The organism is Pantoea sp. SIMBA_079 (assembly GCF_046940275.1).
GTDB lineage: Bacteria > Pseudomonadota > Gammaproteobacteria > Enterobacterales > Enterobacteriaceae > Pantoea > Pantoea borealis.
The window spans coordinates 41919-66876 of the sequence record NZ_JAWRYR010000005.1 but is presented as its reverse complement, the minus strand read 5'-3'; the positions used below and the strand labels follow the sequence as shown (position 1 = coordinate 66876).

The window sequence follows — 24958 nt, the reverse complement described above, 5'->3', positions numbered from 1 at the left end:
ACATCCTGCAGGCGAAGCGTAAAAATAATTAATCATGTCGCTCTTATTCACATTTATTGTACTTTTTTATTGATGTGGAAGTCAGCCTGACTATCGCCTAAAAAGAAAAACCGGCGAGCGCCGGTTTTATCAGAGAAATCTATTTTTTATCCGCTTTTCTGGGCTGATGGCCTCATTACCTGACGCGGTGATGTTTCCGTCAGCCAGTCGCGCAGATAATGCTCAATCTGTTCCAGTGAACGATTACGGGTTTCCGGTACACAGCAGAAAACAAACAGCGTACCGAACAGGCCGGCTGCCGCAAAAATAAAAAAGGCACCTGACAAACCCACCCATGCGAGCAGCAACGGAAACAGTAATGAGATAGTAAAATTCGTCAGCCACATGGCAAATACCGCCCCGCCCATAAATATACCGCGCAGCCGCGTCGGGAAAATTTCGGATAATAGCAGCCAGGTGACCGGTGATAACGCCCCCTGCTGAAAACTTAAAAACAGCAGCATACCCAGCAGGACCATATAGCTGCGCAGCATATCAGGCTGACCGTTTAACGTGTCCGGCATAAAGTAGCTGACGGATCCGATAAAGACCAGGCAGGCAGTGCACCCTATTTGTCCGATAAGCGTGAGGGTACGGCGGCCAATACGTCCAAGCAGCCAGATCCCGGCAAATGTCATCAGTACTGAGATAACCCCATTGGCGATAGTGGCAAACAACGCGGCATTATCATCCATGCCTACCGCCTTCAGCATCACCGGCGCATAGTACATGATGGTGTTGACGCCGGTAAGCTGCTGGATTGCTGCTATACCTGTGCCGATAAAAAAGAGCTTAAGCAGCCAGGGCTGACGCAACTCGCGCAGACGCGGACGCTGCTGCTGCTCCTCTTCCAGCGTCTCGGTGATTTCGGTCATTTCCCACTCTACGTCTTCACGTGCGCGGGTCCGCTCCAGGACTTTGCGGGCTTCAGCCAGACGTCCTTTCATCGCATACCAGCGCGGCGTATCCGGCATAAACATCATGCCAAACCAGAGCAGGACAGCAGGCAGCGTCGCCACCGCCAGCATCCAGCGCCAGGTACTCTCACCGCCCCAGGCGGCATGGAATCCGGCATTAGAGATGTAGGCCAGCATCTGGCCGGAGACGATCATCAGCTCCTGCATCGTCACCAGCTGACCGCGTTTATTGGCGGGTGCCATTTCCGCAATGTAGACCGGAACAGTAGCGGAAGCACCGCCGACGGCGACCCCGAGGACCAGGCGGAAGAAAATCATCCACTCAGCGTCTGGCGCCAGCGCCGTTCCCAGCGCGCCGGCAGCAAAAATGGTTGCCAGTACCAGAATGATTTTTCTCCGCCCGACCGCCGCGGCAAAATGCCCCGATATCAGTGCGCCAAATGCCGCGCCCAGCAGCAGGCTACTGGTAACGAGACCGGTGGTTAAAGGCGTCAGATGTATATCATCCCCCATAAACAGCAGCGCCCCGGAGATGACGCCGGTGTCATAGCCGAAAAGCAGTCCGCCCAGCGTGGCAACGGCCGCAATCACTTTAACGAAGGGTTCTGTACGCGTATTACTGTTCGGTCCTGAGGCTTTATTGAGGGTAAGCCAGGTTTCACGAGGCATAACTAACTCCATTTCTGAAAAGATGCATCAAAAATAGAGTATTTTTGCCATAAAAATTAAATATGAAATTTTAGTTTTGCCGTGTTCATCATAACTGATGACAGGAAATTAGATACCGATCACATAAAACCAGCCCGCTTGTCTGTTTATGTCAGCTGCGGAAAGCGTAAATTTAAATTCTTATATAAAAAGGAATATTTATTTCAATTATCAGGTCGCCCCGGTGACAGGACGACCTGACGGTCAGTTTGCCTGCGTGGCCGGGCCAAATACCGCATAATCTGGCAGGGTAACCTGCTGATAATTTTCCCATCCGCCGCCCAGTGCTTTGTAGAGCGCCACCAGATCGAGCGCGCTTTGCGTACGGGCCTGTACCGACTGTGCTTTCGCCTGCGCCAGCTGCCGCTGCGCATCCAGAACGTCAAGAAAGGTGGTCAGACCCTGCTTATAGCTGTCGCTGGCCAGATCAAATGTCCGCTGCAGCGCGCCGGTGGTTTCATCCAGTGCGGTAACCTGCTGCTGATCTGCCCGGTAGCTGACCAGCGCATTCTCTACATCCTGCAGCGCCGTCAGCACTGTCTGCCGGTAATCCAGCGCAGCGCTGGCCTGCTGAGCCCGGGCCAGCTTCACGCTGGACACCAGCCGCCCGCCCTGGAAGATCGGAATAGAGAGTGACGGACCAATGCTGAAGAAATGGCTGCTCCAGTCGTCAAGATAGCTGGCATCGGTGTTACGGACGCCGAGCTGACCGGTCAGGGAGAGATCCGGAAAGAGGCTGGCAACTGAGACGCCAATATTGGCGGTCTGCGCATGCAGCGTGGCTTCAGCCTGACGAATATCGGGCCGCCGGCGCGCCAGCGTCGCCGGGATCCCTACCGGTACCAGGCCTGGCAAGGCCGGCAGCGCTTTTACCGGCATCAGCTCATTATCCAGCGCGCCGGGCGTTTTGCCGAGCAGCACCGCCAGACCGTTCATCGCCTGCCGCGCCTGCGCCTCATACTGTGGCAGCTGTGCATTAAGCGAGGCGAGCTGCGCCCGGGCATTTTCCACATTTGTTGCCGGTGCCAGACCGTTTTGCTGCTGGCTTTGTGTCAGTTCCCAGGTCTCCTGCGCAACGTTGATCTGCGTCTGCAGCGTCGCCAGCACCGCCTGCGCTCCGCGCAGCTGCAGATAGGCACGCGCCACTTCAGCTTCCACTGAAATCAGCACGTCGTCACGCTGTGCAACAGCCGCCTGCTGCTGCGCATCGGCGGCTTCCATCTGCCGGCGTACCTTGCCCCAGATATCCAGCTCCCAGCTGGCATCGAAGCTGCCCTGATAGAGCGTTACAGAGTGATTCAGTCCATCCAGCTGTCCGGCGATATCATTATCCACCCGATCGTATACGCCATTGGATTTAAGCAGGCCTTTCAGACCCAGCTGCTGGCGCGTGACTTTGGCTGAGCCATTCAGAGCGGGAAACAGCCCCCCGCGCGCCTGCGCCAGCTGCTCGCGTGCACCGGCGATACGTAATACCGCCTGCTGCAGTGAGAGATTACCGCTGATTGCGCGATCGATCAGGCTATTGAGCTGCGGATCGTTAAAGCTGCGCCACCAGAGAGGGTTGGGTGCGGCAGCCAGTGGCTTAGAGGTTTCCTGTGATGACAGTGCGTGAAAGCTGCCGGGCGTCTGCGGACGCGGGGGCTGATAGTCGGGGCCAACGGCACAGCCCGCCAGCAGCGTCGTCAGCGTCAGCGGCAGCGCAACGCGTGAAAAGGTTCTCATTTTAGTGTGCTCCTGCACTGCCTTCGCTCTTGATCGGCGAAAGTAACCAACATAGAGGGATCAATATCATCGCGACAATGCTCAGTCCCGTGAACACGTCGATATAGGCCAGAATGCGCGCCTGAGCGATCATCTCCTGATAGAGCTGGCCCGCGGCAAGCTGCAGCGGATCGCCAGCTACCTGCGTAAAATCGCGGATCGCCTGAGCCCACTGCTGCAATGTCAGGTTGAACTGTTCGTTCAGTGGCGACATGTTGTGCACCATGTGCGCAGACCGCACCTGTTCGCGCTCGGTGATGCCGGCGGTGGCCAGTGAGATACCGATCGAGCCGGCCACGTTACGAAACATGGTAAACAGCGCGGACGCATCGGCGTTGAGCTTCTGCGGAATTGTGACAAACGCAATGGTGGTAAGCGGAACAAACAGAAAGCCCAGTCCGATAGACTGCGCGCTGCGCATCATAACCAGGGTTTTAAAGTCAACGTCCGGCGTCAGCGTACTGGAGTAGAAAAAGGCCAGCGCCAGGCAGCTGAAGCCAAAGGCGATAATATAGCGCGTCTGCACTATTGGCATCAGCTTGAGCACCAGTGGAATAGTCAGGACTATCAGTATTGCACCAGGCGACAGCACCAGTCCTGACCAGGTGGCGGTATAGCCCAGGTCCTGCTGCGCCAGCTGCGGCAGCACCACTGAGCTGCCGTAGAGGATCATGGCCATACCGGCCATCAGCAGACCGGCAACCCAGAAGTTGCGATCTTTCATCACGCGAATATCCACCACCGGCTTACGCGCATAGAGCAGCCAGTAGACGGCGCCCACCAGCCCCACCGCTGCCAGCATGGCGAACAGACGGATAAAATGGGAAGCGAACCAGTCTTCATCTTCACCGCGATCGAGAAACACCTGCAGACAGCCCAGGCCAAGTGTGATCAGGCTGATGCCGATATAGTCAATTTTCAGCCGGCCTTTGGCCCACTTGCGCTCCCACGGCGGATCTTCAAGCAGCTGGTAAATCGCCAGCACCGTTAAAATGCCCACCGGGATATTAATAAAGAAGACCCAGCGCCAGCTGTAGTTATCGGTGATCCAGCCGCCCAGCGTGGGGCCGATCACCGGCGCCACAATAATTGCAATAGAGGAGAGGCCAAAGGCTTTACCGCGATCGGCAGGCTTGAAGTAGTCCAGCAGCACTGATTGCTGCACCGGCTGCAGGCCACCGCCAAAAAAGCCCTGCAGCACGCGAAACAGGATGATTTGCCACAGCTCGGTGGCAATGCCGCAGAGAAATGAACAGATAGTGAACATCACAATACAGATCAGGAAGAACTGCTTGCGGCCAAACAGGCGACTGAAAAAAGCAGATATCGGCAATACAATACCGTTTGCCACCAGATAGGAGGTCAGCACCCAGGTGGATTCGTCATAGCTGGAAGAGAGTGAACCCGCAATATGCGGTAGCGCAACGTTAACGATAGTGGTGTCCAGAATCTCCATGAACACCGCCAGCGTTACTGTGATGGCGACCAGCCAGGGGTTGCTGGCCGGGCGCCAGCTCTCGCCTGCACTCATTCTACCGTCACCTCAGGCTCTACCGAGAGCCCAAGCGGCAGCGGATGCTCGGGATCCAGTCCGCTATCGATTACGATTTTAACCGGAACGCGCTGCACAATTTTCACATAGTTACCGGTGGCGTTCTCCGACGGGAAGGCAGAGAAACGTGAGCCTGACCCCATCTGAATACTGTCGACGTGGCCATGCAGTTTCATATCAGGCCATGCGTCCACGCTGATTTCCACTTTGTCACCCGGGTTCATGCGCGCCAGCTGCGACTCTTTGAAATTAGCGGTGATCCAGATGTCGGGTGACACCAGCGAAAACAGGGCTGACCCCGCCTGCACCAGCGTACCGAGCTGCACGTTACGTTTGGTGACAAACCCGTCGTAAGGCGCACGCACTTCGGTATAAGAGAGGTTCAGCTCTGCAGTATTGAGCTGCGCCTGCGCCTGCTCTACCTGCTGCTGGCGCGCTTCAACGTTCGTTTCCTGTTGCCGGATCTGCAGTTTTACCTGCGAGGCGACTTCAACCTGCGCTTTAGCGCTCTGCAGCTGTGCTTCAGCCGAACGCAGCTGCGCCGCCGCGGTATCGATATTACGCTGGGACGTTGCCCGGGGATCCACACCGCGCTGACGGCGATAATCCGCCTGCGCATTCAGTAAGCTGGCCTGCGCGCTCGCCTGCTGCGCCAGCGCCTGGTCGCGCTGCGCCGGATACTGCACGCGCGAGAGTGCCAGCTGCGCCTGCGCCTGATGCAGCTGCGCCTGCGCCAGACCCAGCTGCGCTTTAGCCTGATCGCGCTGTGCAGCGCTATCGCGCGGGTCGATCACCACCAGCAGATCGCCTTTCTTCACCCGCTGATTATCTTTAACCAGCAGCTGCACCACATAGCCCGAGGCTTTAGGTGCCACGGTGACCGCATTGCCTTCCGTAAAGGCGTCATCGGTGGTTTCAATATTGCGGGTGGTAAACCAGAACCAGAAACCCACTATCAGCATAATCACCACAACAATCGCGAGAATGATGAGCGGCTTTTTACCGGGACGCTTGCGCGGCTGCTCTTCATCCTGGTTATCTTTATCCTGCTGCTGCGGCTGGTTCTTATCCTGCTGCGATTCGTTGTCGTTTTCTGACGGTTTTTGCGGATCCTGCTGCTGATTTTCGCTCATAATTTGTCATCACTGGCTGAAAGCCCGTTCCCCGGGCACAAACGGTCAACTTAACATTAGATAATAAATTGACAAATTCCAGTGTAACTTTACATAAGCAGAGACAGGCGGCACGTTCTGCCACAGTTGCTGAAAAGGCGCTAAACAGAGAGCGCCCGCAGACGAGAGAAACCTAGTGAAGCCACTGCAGCAGTAGCCAGCCGCAGAGCATTGACCATGCCAGCATCGGCAGTGAGTAGAGATGAAAACGCCACCAGACTGCTTTGTCCTGCGCCATGCGCAGCGCAATCAGGTTTGCCAGCGATCCCGGCAGCAGCCCAAAGCCGCCTATATTGACCGCCCAGGCGAGCACCATAGAGGGATCGGTTTTTTGCAGCAGCAGAATAGTGGCCGGAACATTACTGATAAACTGCGACAGGCCGATAGCCAGTAAATAGATACCGCCCTCCCCCAGCTGCCCGATGCGGGCGAACCACGGCTGCAGTGCAGGCAGATGCATGAGCAGAAAAACGTCGATAAACATCGCGACAAAGACCAGCAGCAGACTCCAGTCAATTGCGGCCAGTACGCCTCGCGCCATCATCAGGAAACAGACCGCGACCAGCAGCAGCGCCCAGCCAGTCATCTTCAGCTCCAGCGCCACGATAAATACGATATAGAGCAGCAGACTTACGCTGAACAGACGCCGGCTCCACTGTTGCGCAGCAGCATCGCTGTGCTTGTCTATATGCTGCGCCGGGAAGCTCCACCAGGTCAGCGCGATCAGCGTTATCATCAGCACGGCCGCCAGCGGCAGCATCTGCAGGACAAATCCACCCACGCTCAGCGAACCGTGACTCCACAGCAGGATATTTTGCGGATTCCCGACCGGCGTCAGCAGCGATCCGGCATTGACCGCCAGCGCTTCAAAGATAATGAGCCGCGAAACCGGCAGATGGGAGAATTTACGCAGCGTCAGCGTCAGCGGGACCAGGATAAACAGTGCGACATCATTGGTCAGGAAGGTTGAAAGCAGCGCGGCAGCGCAGACCATAAACAGCGCCAGCGCGCGTTCATGCTGAAAGCGCTGAATCAGTCGTGCGCCCAGGACGTCAAAATAGCCGCTGTTTTCCAGCCCTTTCGTCAGCATCAGCAGGCCGGTCAGCGTCATAATGGTCTGCCAGTCTACGGAAGCCGGCAGCTGTGGCCAGCGATACTCTGCCAGCGGCAGCAGTATCACACCCAACAGTAACAACAAATGCAAAATACGGTCACGCATTAAGGATCGAAGCACAATGGGCATGATAGCGGCAGGCCTTATAAGTTAACGACTCTCATAAAATTTCTGAAAGACAGCCAGGGTTTCGTCACTGACGTGATGCTCCAGCCCTTCAGAGTCGCGTCGTGCGGTCTCCGGGCTGACGCCTAATGCCAGCAAAAATGTTTCAACGATATGGTGGCGAACGCGGCTTGCCTCCGCGAGTTTTTCGCCTTCAGGCGTCAGGAAGACGCCACGATAGGGTACCTGCTCTACCAGGCCTGTCGTGCTCAGACGCTTCAGCATTTTTGCCACAGTGGGTTGCGATACGCCAAGACGCGCCGCCATATCCACCTGACGCGCCTCACCAAATTCACGAATGAGATCGGAAATCAGCTCGACGTAATCATCAATCAATTCACGACGATGAGCTTCGCGCACCTGACGAAAGCCTTCAACATGCTCCTCAATATCCTTAAGCGGCCCCTGAGGGGTATTGATGGCATTTTTCGCACGACGACTCATTAAGCTTCCTCTTTATTATCTGCCGCACCTTACCTGCCGTGCGGACTGGCTGCGCTCATTGTAAACCAGGCGCAAATAAGCACAAATTTTTCATGAATAGTGTTGGCTAAAGAGTATAGCCAATGCTATCTTTGTACATGATGTAAGCGAAAAGCGTGAAAAGGCAGCAGTGTCCGGTACGCAGCCGCGCTTACGCATCATCTGTTATTCATGGGGAGGTGAAGATGAGCACCCTGAAAAACTGCATTGATTGTGGCAAATGCCCGCAAGCCGCTCAGCGCAAGCCCGCTTTTGATATCAAATCGCTGCTCTGCCTGTTCAGCCGCTCGCCTTTTGCGCTCCGTCTGATGCTGCTGGAAAAGCTCGCAGGCAAAAAGTGTGAACGCCCGTGCGAGCAGATTATCTGGCGCGGCTGAACGTCCGCAAGGCTACTGCTTAACCCGCCCAATGGCGGGTTTTTGTTTTTCTGCCCTGCTCTGCTGCAACTCAACATGCAGGCAAAAAAAAACGGCCCCCTGCGGGACCGTTTCATGTGCAACTCTGGTCTAAGCTAAACTTAGAAGCTGTAACCGACGCCAGCGATCCAGGTGCCTACGTCAACGTTGCGGATGCGGCTCTGCTCGTAGCCCACGTCCAGCGCAACGTTTTCAATTGGGTTAAACTGCAGACCTGCGCCGTAAGAGAAGCCTACGTCGCTGCTGTCAGATTTAGACTGACCGGCAGTTTCGTTCTGCTGGAATTTACCGTAGCCGATACCTACAACACCGTAGATGCTCGCCCAGTCATTCAGACGGTAAGCCGGACCACCGGTGAAGCCGTAGTACTGGCCTTTGTTGTAAACACCATCTTCAGTACGATCTTTTTCGGTGTAGGTGAAAGAACCGATCCAGCCCAGTGGGTTGGAACCGTCTTCGTAGCGGTATTTCAGGTTGAAGCCGTTAGCTTTGTTAGCAACGCCCTGATAATCGCTCTGTGCGTAACCGCCAGAAACGGTGCTCTGTGCCATGGCTGAACCAGCAGAAACTGCCAGTACACAAGCCAGTGCTGAAAGACATGCAATTTTTTTCATAACCACCTCAAATGTGAAAATACTTCTCTCCTGACAACGCTAAAAATATAACAAAAGTTAGGGAGAAACTCTGCCCGGATTTTGTTGTCCAAGAGATTGTTTGGTGTAACAGAAAGTTAATGAAGTTTCCTATGTCATTCATTTTACTTATAAAATACGCAGTTATTTAGTTCAATAATTCTGCAAACAAAAAATGCCTTTAAGTAAATTCCTAAAGTAATCTGACAATTCTTTACAAAATTGGCCCTGCAAATGGCTCTTTTTTAGCCATTTTCTGAAGCGTAACTGGCCTTATTTTCTCCCTGTCCGCCAGTATTTGCTTTAAGCTACTCCCCTTCGCTCACCCCTTATTTCCGGAATCGACAACAGGATGTCTGCGCCTCTTTCTCGCAAAAATAGCTTTCCCGTATGGCTGCCCGTCGTCATTTTACTTGTCGCTATGATGTCACTGCAGGGTGGCGCTTCGCTGGCAAAATCGCTGTTTGACGTGGCGGGCGCGCCTGGCATCACCGCGTTGCGTCTCGGACTCGGAACGCTACTGCTTTGTCTCTTTTTCAAGCCCTGGCGATTGCGCTTTACCCCCGCGCAGCGCAAACCTCTGCTGATTTACGGTCTGGCGCTCGGCTGTATGAACTTCCTGTTTTACCTCGCCCTGAGAACCATTCCGCTGGGAGTGGGCGTTGCGCTGGAGTTTCTCGGTCCGCTGGCGCTGGCGCTGGCGGGCGCACGCCGGCTGCTTGATTTTCTCTGGATCGCCCTGGCGGTCGCCGGCCTGTGGTTTCTGCTGCCGATTGGTGACGGTGTCAGCCATATTGATCCGCTGGGCGCCCTGCTGGCAGTCGGTGCCGGCGTCTGCTGGGCAATCTATATTCTCGCCGGGCAGCGTGCCGGCGCGGAGCACGGTCCGGCAACCGTGGCAATGGGTTCACTGATTGCTTCAGTCATCTTTGTGCCGCTGGGGCTGCTGTTTGCCTCGCCCGGCATCTGGCACTGGGAGATTCTGCCGCTGGCGCTACTGATCGCTCTGCTCTCCAGTGCCATCCCCTATTCACTGGAGATGATTGCAATGACCCGTTTGCCGGCGCGGATCTTTGGTACGCTGATGAGCCTGGAACCCGCTGTGGCAGCCCTCTCCGGTATGCTGTTTCTGGGTGAACGGCTTACTCCGCCGCAGTGGCTCGGTCTGCTGGCGATTATTGCCGCGTCAGCAGGCACAACGCTCATGATGCGACAGAAAGCCCGGCTGAAAGAAGTCGCATGAACCACCTTTAATTATCTCTGGCCGCCGCAGCCTGTTATTTCAGCAGGCTGCAACAGCATCCGGAATCATTATCATTCCGTTATCGCATCGCTAAAGCTGTTATTATTTTGTCACACTGAAAATGCTTTTCAGCTCCATATAATAACTAACTGATTAATATACGTTATTGCGCAAGCATACTTATAAAGCCGTCTCATGTCTTTATCTATCTCTGCTATCGGCCAGAACGCTTCAGCATATTTTATAACAGCTGCTATACTTATTTCCGTGCTTGATTAGGACAACATCAATTAGAGGACATAAATGATGAGTACCGCAAAACTGGTTAAAAACAATGCTTCCGATCTGATTTACACCCGCAATGATGTGGCTGACAGCGAAAAGAAAGCCACCATTGAGGTGCTCAACCGTCTGGTTGTGGAATTCATTGACCTGTCCCTGATCACCAAACAGGCGCACTGGAACATGCGCGGCGCAAACTTCATTGGCGTGCATGAAATGCTGGATGGATTCCGTGCTGCTATTACCGAACATCAGGACACCATTGCTGAACGCGTGATCCAGCTGGGCGGCGTGGCACTGGGCACCACGCAGGTCGTAAATGATAAAACGCCACTGCAGAGCTATCCGCTGAATATTCACAGCGTTCAGGATCACCTGAAAGCACTGGCCGATCGCTACGCCATTGTGGCTAACGATACCCGCAAAGCGATCACTGAAGTCAAAGATGAAGATACTGCCGATATCTTTACCGCAGCGTCCCGCGATCTCGACAAGTTCCTGTGGTTTATCGAAGCCAATATCGAATAATTATCAGAGGCGGGTTATCCCGCCTTTTTTATTGCTGCTGCCCCGCTTTTTTGACCCTGTTAACACTTCTTTCATCCCACTCTTTTCTTGTCATCATCCTGATGCACACTGTGGCTGCACCAAAAATGTCCCATGCACCATAATGGTGCCCATAAATAGTGCATAGGTTCATTTTTCTGCAAAATCGTGTCAGCTGATAGCCCTGCAGCCGGTAATTTCGGGCTGTTATTAAAGTTGGCATAATTTTTTCATATGACAGCCGTAGTGCAGGCCATCAGGCCTGCAGAGCAATAAAGGATAAAATGATGAAGTCTCTGTTTAACGTCTCTGTGGCCGCGCTGGCGCTGGCCTTTTCTCTTTCTTCTACCGCTGCAGACAAAAAACTGATTGTTGCGACCGACACCGCATTTGTTCCTTTTGAATTTAAACAGGGAGACAAATATGTTGGTTTTGATATCGATCTCTGGGATGCAGTGGCGAAAGAGCTGAAGCTGGATTACACCCTGAAGCCAATGGATTTCAGCGGCATCATTCCGGCACTGCAAACCAAAAATGTCGATCTGGCCCTGGCCGGCATTACCATTACCGAGGAACGTAAGAAAGCGATCGACTTTTCCGATGGCTACTATAAAAGCGGTCTGCTGGTGATGGTACGTAATAACGAAAATAACATTAAAGGCATCGACGATCTCAACGGTAAAACCGTTGCGGTGAAAAGCGGGACCGGCTCGGTGGACTATGCCAAAGCGCATATCAAAACCAAAGATTTGCGTCAGTTCCCGAATATCGACAACGCCTACATGGAGTTAGCCACTAACCGCGCTGACGCCGTGCTGCACGATACGCCGAATATTCTCTATTTTATCAATACCGCCGGTAAAGGCCGTTTCAAAGCGGTAGGCGAGTCGATTGAAGCTCAGCAATATGGGGTGGCACTGCCTAAAGGCAGTGATGAACTGCGCGACAAAATTAACGGTGCATTGAAAACGCTGCGCGACAACGGTACTTACAACACAATTTATAAAAAATGGTTCGGTACTGAACCAAAATAATGCCTGCGTAAACGGGCTTATGCAGCAGGGCGCCCTTTGCGCCCTGCTTTTACCTTTTCCATTGCAACATATTCCGGAGTAACACCATGGAGTTTGACTGGAGCGTCATCTGGCCAGCCCTGCCGATTCTGATCGAAGGCGCCAAAATGACCCTGCTGATTTCCGTTCTTGGCCTGATAGGTGGCCTGATTATCGGCCTGGTTGCTGGCTTTGCCCGCGCCTACGGTGGCTGGATCACCAATAACGTCGCGCTGGTATTTATTGAGCTGATCCGCGGCACGCCGATTGTTGTGCAGGTCATGTTTATCTACTTTGCGCTGCCGATGGCTTTTCCCGATCTGCGTATCGATCCCTTCACTGCAGCGGTCGTGACCATCATGATCAACTCGGGTGCCTATATTGCCGAAATTACGCGTGGTGCCGTGCTCTCTATCAATAAAGGCTTCCGCGAAGCGGGCCTGGCACTGGGCCTGTCGCGCCGTGAGACGCTGCGCTATGTGATTATGCCGCTGGCCCTGCGCCGCATGCTCCCGCCGCTGGGCAACCAGTGGATTGTCAGTATTAAAGATACGTCGCTGTTTATCGTTATCGGCGTGGCGGAACTGACACGACAGGGCCAGGAGATTATTGCCGGGAACTTCCGCGCGCTGGAGATCTGGAGTGCGGTTGCCATTATCTATCTGATTATTACGCTGGTGTTGAGCTTTGTGCTGCGCCGTATTGAGAAAAGGGTGAAAATCCTGTGATTGAATTTAAAAACGTCTCTAAAAATTTCGGTCAGACGCAGGTTCTGCATGACATCAACCTGAAGATTAATCAGGGCGAAGTGGTGGTGATTATCGGCCCTTCCGGCTCCGGTAAGTCGACGCTGCTGCGCTGTATTAACAAGCTGGAAGAGATCACCAGCGGCGATCTGATTGTCGACGGCATGAAAGTCAACGATCCGAAAGTTGATGAGCGCCTGATTCGTCAGGAAGCGGGCATGGTGTTTCAGCAGTTTCATCTCTTTCCGCAGATGAGCGCGCTGGATAACGTCGCCTTTGGTCCGATTCGCGTCCGTGGCGCAAAAAAAGAGGATGCTCACAAACTGGCGCGTGAGCTGCTGGGCAAAGTGGGCCTGGCTGAGCGCGCGCACCATTTCCCGGCTGAACTCTCTGGCGGTCAGCAGCAGCGCGTGGCGATTGCACGGGCGCTGGCTGTGAAGCCCAAGATGATGCTGTTTGATGAGCCGACATCTGCGCTTGACCCGGAGCTGCGTCATGAAGTGCTGAAGGTGATGCAGGATCTGGCCGAGGAAGGCATGACGATGGTGATCGTCACGCATGAAGTGGGTTTTGCACAGAAAGTCGCGTCGCGGCTGATCTTCATTGATAAGGGTACGATTGCGGAAGATGGCGATCCGGATACCCTGATCACCTCTCCGCCAAGCGAGCGTCTGCGCGAGTTTCTGCAGCACGTCTCCTGATGCGCTACGCACTCTGAATGAGGCCGCGCCGGGTAACCGGGCGGCCTTTTTTATCCGGCGCTTACCTTAGCGCTTCATCCGCTGTGCGCGGGTAGCGGGCGTCATAAAGCTCCAGGCGAGAAAGCGGCTCTGCTTCTGTCCCTGTGCCATGTTAACGATGCGTACCTCACAGGCCTCTACTGCGGCGAGCCGGTCGCGCAGCGCCGGAAGATTCTCTTTCCGCGAGACCAGCGACGTAAACCAGACAATGCTGCTGCCCTGCACGACGCTCTCATCAATCATACTGCCGATAAACGCCAGCTCACCGCCTTCACACCACAGCTCATTCTGCTGACCACCAAAATTGAGCGGCGCATTCTGCTTCAGTCCGAGATTGCGTACTTTGCGCTGACTGCCTGCTGCGGCATCAGCGGCCGAGGCATGAAACGGCGGATTGCACATAACAGCATGGTAGCGCTCGTTTTTATGGATCACACCGCTGAAAATCGCCTGCGGTTGTTTCTGGCGGCGCAGACGTATCGCACGCTGCAGCCCCGGATTGCCTGCCACAATCTGGCTGGCGGCGGCGATCGCCTCAGCGCTGGTATCTGTACCGGTAAAACGCCAGCCATACTCGGCGTGACCAATCAGGGGATAAATACAGTTGGCCCCGCAGCCAATATCCATGACATCAAGATCGCGCGGGAGTGCCCCGCCGTTGTCTCCCGCCAGCAGATCGGCCAGCGCGTGAACGTAATCCGCTCGGCCGGGTACCGGTGGCGTCAGATAGCCTTCCGGCAGCTGCCAGTTAAGGTTATAAAAGAGCTTCAGCAGCGCCTGATTAAGCAGCATCACCGCCTGCGGATCGGCAAAATCGATCGACTGTTCGCCGTGACCGTTAGGGCGAACCTTCGGCGCAAGCGGCGGATGTGCGGCGGTAAGCGCAGGAAAATCGTAACGCCCCTGGTGGCGATTGCGCGGATGAAAGGGCGTACTGGCGGCTGGCTTATTCATAGTCTCTCCGGAAAGTAAGGCGGGCGTAAGATACTCCGGCTGCTGCCAGCGCACAATCCGCTTACCGCAATTTTACGTTTACACCAGACTCTTTTAGCAACGTTTTTTGCAACGCACGTCGCCGCCGCGATATGCCTTCATCTTCATTCAGGAGTTTTTATGACGCGCCATCGCTACAGCTACCAGCCCCGGGCCGGACACGGCCTGCCCCACGATCCGCTGAACGCCATTATCGGTCCGCGTCCGATTGGCTGGATCAGTTCCCGGAGCCGCAGCGGTCAGGATAACCTCGCGCCTTACAGCTTTTTTAACTGCTTTAACTACCAGCCTCCGATTATCGGCTTCGCCAGCAGCGGCTGGAAAGACAGCGTGCAGAACATCAGCGAAAGCAAGGTGTTTGTCTGGAATCTGGCCACGCGCCCGCTGGCGGAAGCGATGAACGAAAGCTCCGCTTCGGTCGACAATGATGAGTTCGCGCTCGCCGGTCTGACGCCGGTTGCGGCCTCCCATATCGACTGCAGCATGGTGGCAGAGAGCCCGGTTAACTTTGAGTGTCGCCTGACGCAGCTGATCCGGCTGCAGGATGCGCAGGGCAACGAGCTGGAGAGCTGGCTGGTACTGGGTGAAGCGGTCGCCATTCATATTGATGAAGCGCTGCTGGAGGATGGTATCTATCAGACCGCCAGGGCGCAGCCGATTCTGCGCGCCGGGGGACCTTCTGCCTATTACGGCATCAGCGAGGCGCAGCGTTTTGACCTGGTGCGCCCTGACGCGCGTAAACGGTAAGCGTTTAACGGCTTCCTGCCGTCAGTAGTGCGCCGAGCAGCTGCTGCAGCACCGGCTGCAGCTGTGAAGCGCGCGCCGGCTGCCAGGTGAAAGGCAGCGATTCAACCATGTAGTTGTGCTGCGCCAGCTCCAGCTGTACCGCCTCTACCCCCTGTGCCGGCTGACCATAGGCGCGCGTAATATATCCGCCTTTAAAGCGGCCATTCATCACCCAGCTGAATCGCTGCTGATCGGTACACACCTGCCTCAGCGCGTCGCTGACCGCCGCTGAGCAGCTGGCCCCATCATGGGTTCCCAGATTCAGATCGGGCAGCACACCGCTGAACAGCCGTGGTACCCGTGAAGCGATGGAGTGCGCATCAAACAGCAGCGCGTAGCCATATTGCGCTTTCAGGCGCGCCAGCTCCTGCTGCAACTGCTGGTGATAGGGCTGCCACAGCGTCTGCAAATAGCGCTGACGCGTCGCGCTATCCGGCGTCATGCCGGGTGCAAATACCGGCGTGCCATCAAACAGCGTCTCCGGCCAGAGTCCGGTGGTCGCTGTGGTATAGAGCGGCTGATCATCGGGCGGCCGGTTGAGATCGATAACAAAACGGGAATAGCGCCCCGTCAGCACGCTGGCACCGAGATCGTGCGCAAAATCATACAGCTGCGGCAGATGCCAGTCGGTGTCCGGCAGCGAACGTGCCGCGTCGCTCAGCCCCGCCGCCACCTCCGGCGTAAGCTGCGTCCCGGCATGCGGTATTGAGATCAGCAGCGGCAGCCTGCCCGGCGTAAAATCAAAACTCATTGTGCTTCTCCACGATAGATAACCCGGCACGGCAGTTCGCCGCCCAGCCAGTAAGCCAGCTCGCCCGGACGCGTCAGCGGCCAGTGAACAAAGCTGGCGACTTTGCCCGCCTCCAGTGAGCCGTGCGTCTGCTGCAGCCCCAGCGCTTTCGCGCCCCACAGCGTCACCCCCGCCAGCGCCTCCTCCGGCGTCATGCCAAACAGCGTGCAGCCCATGTTCATCATCAGCCGCAGCGAAAGCGCGGGTGAAGTACCCGGATTGGCGTCGCTGGCGAGCGCCATCGGTACGCCGTAGCGGCGGAATAGCGCGACCGGCGGCCGCTGCGTTTCGCGCAGCAGATAGAACGCCCCCGGCAGCAGCACCGCAACGGTACCGTGCTCTGCCATCGCACGGACATCCTCTTCGCTGGCGTACTCCAGATGGTCAGCGGAGAGCGCGCCGTAGCGTGCGGCCAGCGCCGCCCCGCCCTGCGCCGAGAGCTGTTCAGCGTGCAGTTTTACCGGCAGATCCAGCGCGCGCGCCGCATCAAACACCGCGCTGACCTGCGCAGGCGACAGCGCCAGATGTTCGCAGAATGCATCCACCGCATCCGCCAGATTTTCCTCTTTTACCTGCGGCAGCAGCCGCTGGCAGATGATATCGATCCAGCCCTGCGGGTTGTCACGGAACGCCGGCGGGATCGCATGCGCGGCCAGACAGGTTGCGATGACATCAGCCGGCACGCCGGCTGCCAGCTGGCGTATGGCGCGCAGCATTTTCAGCTCGCTCTCTTCATCCAGACCGTACCCTGATTTAATTTCTACCGTGGTCACCCCCTCCGCCAGCAGATGGGCCAGCCGCGCCCGCGCTGACGCCACCAGCGCCTCCTGTGACGCGGACCGCGTGGCGCGTACCGTGGCAAGAATGCCGCCGCCCTGCGCGGCGATCTCTGCATAACTGACCCCGTTGAGACGCTGCTCAAATTCCGCGCTGCGATCGCCGGCGAACAGCAGATGCGTATGGCAATCCACCAGCCCCGGCGTAATGATGCCGCCGCTGAACGTATGCCGCTGACGCGGCGCGAACGCCGGCAGTTCACTGCGCGGTCCGACCCATACCAGACCGCCGTTATCCACGGCCAGCGCACCATCGGGAATGATGTTATAGCGTCCGTCACGCAGCGTAACGATATCTGCGCCCAGCCACAGGCTGTCGATCTGCTTCGCGTTATTCATGTCCGGTTCCCCGCGTGCGGACGATTTACACGTCCTGCTAAAGTATGTATATGTATATACAACTTTCCTGCCTGAAGGATCAACCATGACCACCTATTTTGCCCCGCGCGCCCGGCTGGCAGATGGCTGGCACCACCACGTTACGCTGGAGGTCAGCGACGCCGGTTTTATCACCCGCGTTACGCCAGACAGTACGCCAGGCGCTGCGATACCGCTGGCGGGGGCCATCATTCCCGCCATGAGCAACCTGCACTCGCATGCGTTTCAGCGTGCGATGGCCGGGCTGGCCGAGGTTGCGGGCGATCCGCAGGATAGCTTCTGGACCTGGCGCGATCTGATGTATCGCATGGTGGCGCGGCTGACGCCACAGCAGGTAGGCGACATCGCCACCTGGCTCTATATAGAGTTGCTGAAAGGCGGCTACAGCCAGGTCGCTGAGTTTCACTATCTGCATCACGATCCGCAGGGCCAGCCCTACCCTGATGATGCCATGCTGCAGCAGGTAATGCTGGCCGCAGAGCGCACCGGTATCGGCCAGACGCTGCTGCCGGTGCTTTACAGCTACAGCGGTTTTGGCGCACAGCCTGCCAGTGCCGGACAGCGCCGTTTTATCCAGCAGACCGGCGTTTACCTGCAACAGCTGCAGCGCGTGGCTGCCGCCTGTGCAGATAACCCGCTGCTGAACTACGGCATCTGCTTTCATTCGCTGCGCGCGGTAAGCGAAGTGCAGATGCACGAGGTGCTGGCCGCCGCGCCGCGCGATCTGCCGGTGCATATCCATATTGCCGAGCAGGAAAAAGAGGTCAGCGACAGTCTGGCGTGGAGCGGCGAGCGTCCGATCGCCTGGCTGCTGCGCCGCTTCAGCGTTGATGCACGCTGGTGCCTGATCCACGCCACCCATCCGGATGAGAACGAGCTGCAGCAGCTTGCCGCCAGCGGGGCGGTCGCGGGGTTATGCCCGACGACCGAAGCCAACCTCGGCGACGGTATTTTTCCGGCGAGTGCCTATATTGCACAGGGCGGGCGCTGGGGGATCGGATCGGACAGTCACGTCTCGGTCAGCGCCCGGGAGGAGCTGCGCTGGCTGGAGTACGGGCAGCGGCTGCGCGACAGGCGACGCAACCGCCTTGCGCTGCCGCAGCAGCCGTCGGTAGGCGATCTGCTGTGGCAGCAGGCTGCTGCCGGGGGCGCTCAGGCATGCGGCATTCGCAGCGGCGTGCTGGCACCCGGCCTGCGTGCTGACTGGCTGGTACTGCGCGACGACCCTCTGCTCAGCGTGACTCCCTCCGACGCCCTGCTCAACCGCTGGCTGTTTGCCGGCGCGCGCAGCGGGATCCGGGATACCTTTGTTGCCGGCCGGCAGGTGATCGCTGACGGTCAGCACGCAGAGGAGGCGCAGGCGGCAGTCCGCGCCGCCGCCGCGCTGCGGGCGCTGCAGTGATGCACCGCTTCCGCTACGACGCGCTGCCGGTCAGCCGCTGGCGCAACGGCGGCGGCGAGACGCGCGAAATTGTCAGCTTTCCGCCCGGCGCGGCGGATTTTGGCTGGCGGGCCAGCATCGCCACGCTTGACGCCAGCGGCCCTTTTTCGCTGTTTCCTGGCGTGGATCGGGTGATCACCCTGCTGCAGGGCGACAGCCCGCTGCTGCAGAGCGGCCAGCAGGCGCACCGGCTGCAGAGACACCAGCCGTGGCGATTTGCCGGAGACGCCGCGGTACAGGCGACCGTGCACGGCCGCTGCAGCGATTTTAATATCATGACCCGTCGCGACAGCTGGCGGGCGGATGTCAGCATCGTGCAGGACTCACCGCAGCAGAGCCTGCACGGCGTGGCATATGTGTTATCCGGCGCGTGGCAGTGCGCCTCAGGTGACATGCTGCAGCCGGCGCAGGGGATCTGGTGGCTGGATGAGCCACTGACGCTGACACCGCAGAGCTGCGATGCCCTGCTGCTCTGGTGCCGGCTCAGCCGTGCCCTTTAAAACGTCCCAGCAGCTTATAGCGTGAGCCGGGATAGAGCAGCCGCGCATAGGTCACGATCTTACTGTCGCTCCATGTCTGACGCCGGATCAATAAACAGGGTTCATGCTCCTCCAGCGCCAGATGCCTGCGCTGGCGCAAATCGGGCAGTACCGCTTCAACAATATGCTCGCCGGCGGTCAGCGGCGCGACCCGCATCAGATAGGTATAGGGGGTGACGCTATGGTAATCCTGTTGCAGATAGTCAGGCGCCATCTGCGGGTTCACCAGACGATCTTCCAGCTGCACCGGCAGGTCGTTTTCATAGTGCACCATCAGCGAATGAAACAGCGGCTGGCCGGTGCGCATACCCAGCAGCGCCGCCTGCTCCGGATCTGCCCGCCCCTGCGCCAGCGTCAGGATCTGGCAGCGATGCTGATGACCGCGCTGCGCAATCTCATCCGCAATGTTATGCACTTCCAGCATTGCCGTGTAGCCCTTCATCTCTGCGACAAACGTACCCACACCCTGCATACGCAGCAGATAACCTTCAGCGGTGAGTTCACGCAGCGCGCGATTGATGGTCATCCGGCTGACGCCCAGCTCGCTGACCAGCTCGCTCTCTGAGGGTACGCGCTGCCTGGCTTTCCACTCTCCGGCACGGATCTGGCTGATAATCGCCTGCTTGACGCGCTGGTAAATCGGTGCCGGTTCATCGCCCATGGCGGCGGCTAACTGCGCCAGTGCCGTTTGCTCGGTCATCTGCTGTTCCTTTCTGCTCTGAGAAGGAAAGTTTACTGGTCCGGCGGGCAGATGTATAGACATGCAGTGGTGCAGTCCGGTCACGTCGGGTGCAGAGGCTGCTGCTTTAGCGTGCAGCAGATTGACTCCCTGACCTGCTCACCTGCAGTGCGGCACATTTCACAAATTACAGGGAAACTGGCATAGCGTTTGCTACTTGTATAGACAGGAATAACGTACCTGTGCTTCACTCGGCTTACTGCAGGCGAGTTCTATAACGCCCGGCGTTACGGCGTATTACTGCGCCTGCCACTTACTTGTATATACAGGAGTAGATCATGTCGCATGCACTGCAGGAAATCTGCCTGGAACCCGGCGAGGTGGATCTCGCAACCCTGCGTACTATCTATCAGCAGCCGGTGACGTTACAGCTGACGCCCGCGGCGCGCAGTGCTGTGCACCGCGCCTATACAACCGTCAAAGAGATCGTCGCGTCCGGCAGCGTGGTGTATGGCATCAATACCGGCTTTGGCAAGCTGGCACAGACGCAAATCCCTGCCGCCCGCCTGGCTGAGCTGCAGCGTAATCTGGTGCTGTCGCACAGCGTTGGTCTGGGCGATCTGCTGCCGGATAACGTCACGCGCCTGGTGATCGCCAGCAAGATTATCAGTCTGGCGCGCGGCCATTCCGGTGTACGCATTGAGCTGGTGGACGCCCTGCTGGCGCTGTTTAACGCCGGGGTTATGCCCTGTATTCCGGCGAAAGGCTCAGTGGGCGCGTCCGGCGATCTGGCGCCGCTGGCGCACCTGTCGCTGATGCTGCTGGGTGAAGGTGAGGTGCGCATTGCAGGCGAACGCCTGCCGGCAGCGGAAGGCCTGGCGCGCGCCGGTCTGACGCCAATTGTGCTCGGGCCGAAAGAGGGACTGGCGCTGCTGAACGGCACCCAGGTTTCTGCGGCCCTGGCGCTGCGCGGCCTGTTTGAAGCGGAAAATATTTTCTCTGCCGCGCTGATGGCGGGCGCGCTCTCGCTGGAAGCGATCAAAGGCTCCGTTAAACCTTATGATGCGCGTATCCATCAGGCGCGCGGCCAGCCTGGCCAGATCGCTGTTGCCGCCGCCGTCAGCTCGCTGCTTACCGGCAGCGGGATCCTGCAGTCGCATACCCATTGCGGACGCGTTCAGGATCCCTATTCCATTCGCTGCGTGCCGCAGGTCATGGGCGCCTGCCTTGACAATCTCAGCCACGCCGCGCGCGTGCTGCAGATTGAGGCTAATGCCGCTTCTGATAACCCGCTGGTTTTCAGCGACAGCGGTGAGGTGATCTCCGGCGGCAACTTCCACGCCGAGCCGGTGGCGTTTGCTGCTGACATTATTGCCCTCGCCGTGGCCGAAATAGGGGCTATCTCTGAGCGCCGTCTGGCGCTGCTGCTGGACAGCGGCCTCTCCGGCCTGCCGCCTTTTCTGGTACAGGATGGCGGCGTGAACTCCGGCTTTATGATTGCCCAGGTGACCGCTGCCGCGCTGGCGTCAGAAAACAAGTCGCTGGCGCACCCCGGCAGCGTAGACAGTCTGCCTACGTCGGCTAATCAGGAAGATCACGTCTCTATGGCCACCTATGCAGCACGCCGTCTCGGAGAGATGTGTTTTAACACCGCGGCGGTGGTCGGCATTGAAGCGATGGCGGCCGCCCAGGGCATTGAGTTTCACCGGCCGCTGCAGAGTTCAGCCGTACTTGAACAGGAGATGCAGCGCATCCGCACCAGGGTGGCATTTCTTGCCAGCGACCGCCTGCTGGCACCCGATATTGAGGCGATGCGTCTGTGGGCCGCTGACGCACAGTGGCCTGAGGCGCTAAAAACGTTGCTGCCGAGCCAGCGCCAGAACCAGCACTAAGGAACCGATCATGAGCGATACCCTGACGCAGGCTGTGGCCCGCGAAATCCGTGCCCCGCACGGAAGTGAACTGCACTGCGCTAACTGGCTTATCGAAGCCGCCTGGCGCATGATCCAGAATAACCTTGATCCTGATGTCGCCGAGCGTCCGGACGATCTGGTGGTCTACGGCGGGATCGGCAAGGCCGCACGTAACTGGCCCTGTTTTGAGCAGATCTTGCGCTCACTGCGCCTGCTGCAGCCGGATGAGACGCTGCTGATCCAGTCCGGCAAACCGGTGGGCGTGTTTCGCACTCATGCCGATGCACCGCGCGTGCTGCTGGCTAACTCCAACCTTGTACCGCACTGGGCGAACTGGGATCATTTTCATGAGCTGGATCGCGCCGGCCTGATGATGTATGGCCAGATGACCGCCGGCTCATGGATCTACATCGGTGCTCAGGGCATTGTGCAGGGAACGTTTGAGACCTTTGCAGAAGCGGGACGACAGCACTATCACGGTGATCTTGCCGGCCGCTGGATCCTCACCGCGGGCCTCGGCGGCATGGGCGGCGCCCAGCCGCTGGCCGGCGTGCTGGCAGGGGCCTGCGTCCTGGCGATTGAGTGTCAGGAGTCGCGCATCGATTTTCGCCTGCGCACCCGCTATCTCGATCACAAAGCGCGCACGCTGGATGAGGCGCTGGCGCTGATTGAACAGGCGACTGCGGCAAAAGAGGCGATCTCTGTCGGCCTGCTGGGCAACGCGGCAGAGATCCTGCCGGAGCTGGTAAACCGCGCCCGCGCCGGCGGCATGCGACCCGATATCGTGACCGATCAGACCTCTGCGCACGATCCGGTAAATGGCTATCTGCCGCAGGGCTGGGATGTGGCACGCTGGCAGGCGGAGCGCCAGCGCAATCCGAAATCAGTTGAACAGGCGGCGCGCGCCTCTATGGCGGTACACGTCCGGGCCATGCTTGAGTTTCACCATATGGGCGTACCGACCGTGGACTACGGCAATAACATTCGCCAGGTGGCTCTGGATGAGGGCGTCAGCAACGCCTTTGACTTTCCGGGCTTTGTCCCCGCTTACATCCGTCCGCTGTTCTGCGAGGGCAAAGGCCCGTTCCGCTGGGTGGCGCTCTCGGGCGATCCTGAGGATATCTATAAAACAGACGCGAAATTAAAAGCGCTGTTTCCGGATAACCTCAATCTGCATCGCTGGCTCGACATGGCGCAGGCGCGTATCGCCTTTCAGGGTCTGCCGGCCCGTATCTGCTGGCTGGGACTGGGCGAGCGCCATCTGGCTGCGCTGGCGTTCAACGAGATGGTGCGCAATGGCGAGCTGAAAGCGCCGGTAGTGATTGGCCGCGATCATCTCGACTGCGGTTCGGTGGCGTCTCCTAATCGCGAAACAGAAGCGATGCGCGACGGCTCGGATGCCGTATCCGACTGGCCGCTGCTTAACGCCCTGCTGAACACGGCTGGCGGCGCCACCTGGGTCAGCCTGCATCATGGCGGCGGCGTCGGCATGGGTTTTTCACAGCATGCCGGCGTCGTGATTGTCTGTGACGGTACGCCTGAAGCGGATGCGCGGCTGGCGCGCGTCCTGTGGAACGACCCGGCCACCGGTGTGATGCGGCATGCTGATGCCGGCTACGAGCAGGCGCAGGCGTGTGCCGTGCGGCACGGGCTGAATTTGCCGATGCTGACCTGACGACCTGATGACCTGGCGCGCATGGACGCGTGTCCGCGGCTGGTCAGGATGTTATATTCCATAAAGGTATATTCTATAGCCAAATTATTCCGTTTAGCGATAGACGCTCCGGCGACATATCACTACAGTGATGACTTACCCCCCGCGCTGGCGCGCGCTGCGACTGGAGCCCTCTGTTATGAGTCTGCCTGCTCTTCTGCTGGAAAATGCCCTTACCTGGCGTCATCAGTTACATCAACACCCTGAGCTGGGTTATCAGGAGCAGCAGACCAGCGAGCTGGTCGCCCGGGTACTGGAGGAGGCCGGGCTTCAGGTATTTCGCGGCGTGGCCGGCACCGGCGTCATTGGTACGCTGGAGAACGGTCCGGGTCCGGTGATTGGCCTGCGCGCTGATATGGATGCGCTGCCGATCACGGAAAAAGGCAGCGCGCCGTGGAAATCGACCCGGCCTGGCGTGATGCACGCCTGCGGTCACGACGGTCATACCGCCATGCTGCTGGCTGCCGCCTGTCAGCTCGCTGCCACGCGTGATTTCAGCGGCACTATTCACTTTCTGTTTCAGCCCGCCGAAGAGAACCTCGGCGGCGCACGCCGCATGGTAGAGGAAGGCCTGTTCTCGCGCTTCCCTATGGATGCCGTCTATGCGATGCACAACTGGCCCGGCCTGCCGCTCGGCACGCTGGCGGTGAATCCGGGGGCGATGATGGCGTCGCTCGATTCCTTTGAAATCACCCTTTCCGGCCGCAGCTGTCATGCCGCCATGCCGGAAAGCGGCGCGGACCCGATGGTCGTGGCGGCTGAGCTGGTGCTGGCGCTGCAGACCATCCCTTCACGCCGTCTGTCACCGCTGGCATCCGCCGTGGTGAGCGTGACGCAGATCCATGGCGGCGAGGCGATTAACGTCATTCCGGAGCAGATCACCCTGCGCGGCACGGTACGCTGCCTGCAGCCGGAGGTGCGCGATCGGGTGCGCGGATTGATCGAAGAGTTTGTGACCGCACTGCCGCGTCCGTTTGGCGTCAGCGGCGACATTCACTGGTATCCCGGCTATCCGGTGACTGCGAATCACCCTGCTCCGGCACAGCAGGTGCGCGAGGTGGCAGAGCAGATGCTGGGTGACGCGCAGGTAAAATGGGCGTGCAGCCCGTCAATGGCGTCCGAAGATTTCGCCTGTATGCTGGAAGCCTGTCCGGGCGCCTACTTCTGGCTGGGCGCTGACGGCGAAGTGCCTTCTGCGCCGCTGCATAACGCCAGCTACGACTTCAATGATGCGCTGCTGCCGGTGGGGATTACCTTCTGGCAGAAGCTGGCAGAGCGCGTACTGGCAAAACGCTGAGGGCCGTTTTGGTCCGGTAAA

Annotated in this window: 23 protein-coding genes; 12 read left to right on the top strand and 11 right to left on the bottom strand. The window is 58.0% G+C overall.

The features are described from left to right. Nucleotides 1–146 precede the first annotated feature (146 nt). The 6 genes from SB719_RS09380 to mntR form a co-directional block, all read right to left on the bottom strand. Nucleotides 147–1625: a sugar porter family MFS transporter gene (locus SB719_RS09380; RefSeq protein WP_065649754.1), complete on the bottom strand. Its 1479-nt coding sequence runs from the start codon at nucleotides 1623–1625 to the stop codon at nucleotides 147–149. A gap of 243 nt (nucleotides 1626–1868) precedes the next feature. After that, entirely contained in the window at nucleotides 1869–3389 is a 1521-nt protein-coding gene (locus SB719_RS09375; protein ID WP_065649755.1) for an efflux transporter outer membrane subunit, read from the bottom strand. 1 nt (nucleotide 3390) lies between these two features. Then, a complete protein-coding gene (locus tag SB719_RS09370; protein ID WP_065649756.1) occupies nucleotides 3391–4959 on the bottom strand; it encodes a DHA2 family efflux MFS transporter permease subunit in 1569 nt (522 codons plus the stop codon). Further along, nucleotides 4956–6113: an HlyD family secretion protein gene (locus tag SB719_RS09365; RefSeq protein WP_065649757.1), complete on the bottom strand. Its 1158-nt coding sequence runs from the start codon at nucleotides 6111–6113 to the stop codon at nucleotides 4956–4958. The genes SB719_RS09370 and SB719_RS09365 overlap by 4 nt, the downstream gene beginning before the upstream one ends. A 172-nt stretch (nucleotides 6114–6285) precedes the next feature. Continuing rightward, nucleotides 6286–7395: an SLC13 family permease gene (locus tag SB719_RS09360; protein WP_304233674.1), complete on the bottom strand. Its 1110-nt coding sequence runs from the start codon at nucleotides 7393–7395 to the stop codon at nucleotides 6286–6288. A 21-nt stretch (nucleotides 7396–7416) separates the two neighbouring features. Next, on the bottom strand, nucleotides 7417–7875 hold the full coding sequence (gene mntR, locus SB719_RS09355) for a manganese-binding transcriptional regulator MntR (RefSeq protein ID WP_065649759.1): 459 nt from the start codon (nucleotides 7873–7875) through the stop codon (nucleotides 7417–7419). A gap of 224 nt (nucleotides 7876–8099) precedes the next feature. Here mntR and SB719_RS09350 point away from each other — a divergent pair, with 224 nt between their 5' ends. Then, nucleotides 8100–8291, top strand: coding sequence for a hypothetical protein (locus SB719_RS09350; protein ID WP_412159163.1), 192 nt, complete (start codon nucleotides 8100–8102; stop codon nucleotides 8289–8291). A gap of 140 nt (nucleotides 8292–8431) precedes the next feature. On the opposite strand, the gene ompX is transcribed toward SB719_RS09350, so the two are convergent. Then, nucleotides 8432–8944 carry an outer membrane protein OmpX gene (gene ompX / locus SB719_RS09345; RefSeq protein WP_065649761.1) on the bottom strand — a complete coding sequence of 171 codons (513 nt, stop codon included), beginning with the start codon at nucleotides 8942–8944 and terminating at the stop codon, nucleotides 8432–8434. Between the two features lie 370 nt (nucleotides 8945–9314). Here ompX and rhtA point away from each other — a divergent pair, with 370 nt between their 5' ends. The 5 genes from rhtA (at nucleotide 9315) to glnQ (ending at nucleotide 13532) form a co-directional block, all read left to right on the top strand. Next, nucleotides 9315–10205: a threonine/homoserine exporter RhtA gene (rhtA, locus tag SB719_RS09340; protein ID WP_314686518.1), complete on the top strand. Its 891-nt coding sequence runs from the start codon at nucleotides 9315–9317 to the stop codon at nucleotides 10203–10205. A 306-nt stretch (nucleotides 10206–10511) separates the two neighbouring features. After that, on the top strand, nucleotides 10512–11015 hold the full coding sequence (gene dps / locus SB719_RS09335; RefSeq protein ID WP_039383410.1) for a DNA starvation/stationary phase protection protein Dps: 504 nt from the start codon (nucleotides 10512–10514) through the stop codon (nucleotides 11013–11015). A 305-nt stretch (nucleotides 11016–11320) separates the two neighbouring features. Next, entirely contained in the window at nucleotides 11321–12067 is a 747-nt protein-coding gene (gene glnH, locus SB719_RS09330) for a glutamine ABC transporter substrate-binding protein GlnH (protein WP_412159207.1), read from the top strand. A gap of 86 nt (nucleotides 12068–12153) precedes the next feature. After that, the gene (gene glnP, locus SB719_RS09325) at nucleotides 12154–12813 is read left to right on the top strand and encodes a glutamine ABC transporter permease GlnP (RefSeq protein ID WP_039383407.1); all 660 of its coding nucleotides are present in this window, start codon (nucleotides 12154–12156) and stop codon (nucleotides 12811–12813) included. Beyond that, a complete protein-coding gene (glnQ, locus tag SB719_RS09320; RefSeq protein ID WP_065649764.1) occupies nucleotides 12810–13532 on the top strand; it encodes a glutamine ABC transporter ATP-binding protein GlnQ in 723 nt (240 codons plus the stop codon). Before glnP ends, glnQ begins: the two co-directional genes overlap by 4 nt. A gap of 66 nt (nucleotides 13533–13598) precedes the next feature. Here glnQ and rlmF read toward each other — a convergent pair whose 3' ends face one another. Further along, the gene (gene rlmF, locus SB719_RS09315; RefSeq protein ID WP_292969808.1) at nucleotides 13599–14525 is read right to left on the bottom strand and encodes a 23S rRNA (adenine(1618)-N(6))-methyltransferase RlmF; all 927 of its coding nucleotides are present in this window, start codon (nucleotides 14523–14525) and stop codon (nucleotides 13599–13601) included. 159 nt (nucleotides 14526–14684) lie between these two features. Between rlmF and SB719_RS09310 the strand changes: the two genes are divergently transcribed. Further along, a complete protein-coding gene (locus SB719_RS09310) occupies nucleotides 14685–15311 on the top strand; it encodes a flavin reductase family protein (protein ID WP_065649766.1) in 627 nt (208 codons plus the stop codon). Nucleotides 15312–15315: 4 nt separating this feature from the next. Here the strand turns inward: SB719_RS09310 and hutG are convergent, their stop codons facing one another. Further along, the gene (gene hutG, locus SB719_RS09305) at nucleotides 15316–16101 is read right to left on the bottom strand and encodes an N-formylglutamate deformylase (protein WP_412159162.1); all 786 of its coding nucleotides are present in this window, start codon (nucleotides 16099–16101) and stop codon (nucleotides 15316–15318) included. Beyond that, the gene (hutI, locus tag SB719_RS09300; RefSeq protein ID WP_304233687.1) at nucleotides 16098–17315 is read right to left on the bottom strand and encodes an imidazolonepropionase; all 1218 of its coding nucleotides are present in this window, start codon (nucleotides 17313–17315) and stop codon (nucleotides 16098–16100) included. The genes hutG and hutI overlap by 4 nt, the downstream gene beginning before the upstream one ends. 85 nt (nucleotides 17316–17400) lie before the next feature. Between hutI and SB719_RS09295 the strand changes: the two genes are divergently transcribed. Further along, nucleotides 17401–18756, top strand: coding sequence for a formimidoylglutamate deiminase (locus SB719_RS09295; RefSeq protein ID WP_412159161.1), 1356 nt, complete (start codon nucleotides 17401–17403; stop codon nucleotides 18754–18756). Further along, a complete protein-coding gene (locus SB719_RS09290) occupies nucleotides 18753–19295 on the top strand; it encodes a HutD family protein (RefSeq protein ID WP_304233691.1) in 543 nt (180 codons plus the stop codon). The genes SB719_RS09295 and SB719_RS09290 overlap by 4 nt, the downstream gene beginning before the upstream one ends. Here the strand turns inward: SB719_RS09290 and hutC are convergent. Further along, on the bottom strand, nucleotides 19279–20034 hold the full coding sequence (hutC, locus tag SB719_RS09285) for a histidine utilization repressor (RefSeq protein ID WP_065649771.1): 756 nt from the start codon (nucleotides 20032–20034) through the stop codon (nucleotides 19279–19281). The two genes, SB719_RS09290 and hutC, sit on opposite strands and share 17 nt — an antisense overlap. Nucleotides 20035–20351: 317 nt before the next feature. Here hutC and hutH point away from each other — a divergent pair, with 317 nt between their 5' ends. The 3 genes from hutH (at nucleotide 20352) to SB719_RS09270 (ending at nucleotide 24937) form a co-directional block, all read left to right on the top strand. Further along, complete coding sequence (hutH, locus tag SB719_RS09280) at nucleotides 20352–21905, top strand: histidine ammonia-lyase (protein ID WP_412159160.1); 1554 nt, start codon at nucleotides 20352–20354, stop codon at nucleotides 21903–21905. Between the two features lie 10 nt (nucleotides 21906–21915). After that, entirely contained in the window at nucleotides 21916–23601 is a 1686-nt protein-coding gene (gene hutU / locus SB719_RS09275; RefSeq protein ID WP_304233698.1) for a urocanate hydratase, read from the top strand. A 178-nt stretch (nucleotides 23602–23779) separates the two neighbouring features. Next, nucleotides 23780–24937 carry a M20 aminoacylase family protein gene (locus SB719_RS09270; protein WP_313067147.1) on the top strand — a complete coding sequence of 386 codons (1158 nt, stop codon included), beginning with the start codon at nucleotides 23780–23782 and terminating at the stop codon, nucleotides 24935–24937. Nucleotides 24938–24958: the final 21 nt, after the last annotated feature.